1 pseudogene is annotated in these 1,378 nt (G+C 45.7%); it reads right to left on the bottom strand.

What is annotated here, in order from left to right:
- Positions 1-796 precede the first annotated feature (796 nt).
- Positions 797-1,378: pseudogene (locus BQ9856_RS24535) on the bottom strand (collagen-like protein); the annotation flags it as partial.

Here is a 1,378-nt window from a genome sequence, read left to right as displayed (position 1 = left end):
TCCAGTAGGTCCAGTTACGCCGGTAGGTCCGATAGGTCCGGTAGGTCCAGTAGGTCCAGTTGCGCCAGTAGGTCCGGTAGGTCCGGTAGGCCCGGTAGGTCCAGCAGGTCCTTGTATGCCCTGTGGTCCCTGTGGCCCTACAGCTCCTTGTGGTCCGGTAGGTCCGGTAGGTCCGGTTGCGCCAGTAGGTCCAGTAGGTCCGGTAGGTCCAGTAGGTCCAGTAGGTCCATTAGGACCAGGAATTCCTTGTGGTCCGGTAGGTCCGGTAGGACCGGTAGGCCCAGTAGGTCCAGTAGGTCCTGTTGGGCCGATGCGTTTGCATTTATCGCAGCATTTATCGAAGCATTTATCGAAGCATTTATCGTCGTTTCTATCACAGCATCTGCCCCAGCGATCTCCGTCCCAATCTCTACAATTACTCATTATAATTCCCTCCTGTCAAGGTGTAATATTGTGTTTTTTACTTGTAAGGTTTTTGATAGACCTCAATCATAATATAAAGGCTTATTGCATTCCTTTATAACATATCATATGTTTATGATGGCAAGTTTGTTAGAAAATAGAAAAACTCGCTTTTACTTTTATGTAGAACAAAAACGTATGCCAGCCCAGGATAATGAAAATAACAGAAATCATGAGTATGTGGGATCAAAGATTAGCAGAAATGAAAAAATAGTTTGTGATCTGTAGACGGTAAGTTGTCAAATTGTTTTCTTTAGCTTTCTGAAGATAGCTGTTTTATGTATCTGCTTTCCAGATATTAAAAAGTAGAGCCCCGGTTGCCCGGGGCTTTACTTTATGGGAATACAATTGCATTGATGTTTCTATTAATTGCATCTGCAGAAGTAATGTTAGTTGCAGAAGTAACAATGACTCTTACATCATACGTTAAGGTTCCGGTAGATACAGCAGTGTCAACATACGTGTTAAAAATATCAATAACCTGAGTACCTGCCGCAGTACCTGAAGTGCTCATATTCCGTGCATCAATTAATGTTCCATCTCTATAAAGACGGAATTCCGCTTCAATGCTGTAATCTGCATCATTTATACTTGAAAAGGCAAGTGCATAATCAATTTTCACATTTTCTCCTGTTGTAACAGGTACTGGTACACTTACTACGGTTGTTTCCGTGTTAAGTGGCGGAAAAACTGCGGTTGTTCCAGTGGTATTGTTAAATAATAATGTGCCTGCATTGTTAAATAATAATGCACCTGCTGGCCCGGTAGGTCCAGTATCGCCGGTCGGTCCAGTATCGCCGGTCGGTCCGGTGTCGCCGGTCGGTCCAGTGTCACCAGTCGGTCCGGTGTCACCGGTCGGTCCGGTGTCGCCGGTAGGTCCAGTGTCGCCAGTAGGCCCGGTATCGCCAGTAGGCCC

Origin of the sequence: Clostridium sp. Marseille-P2415 (genome assembly GCF_900155545.1) — a bacterium.
GTDB lineage: Bacteria > Bacillota > Clostridia > Lachnospirales > Lachnospiraceae > Lacrimispora.
Note: the sequence above shows the minus strand (reverse complement) of the source record. Positions and strands in the feature narration are given on the sequence as shown.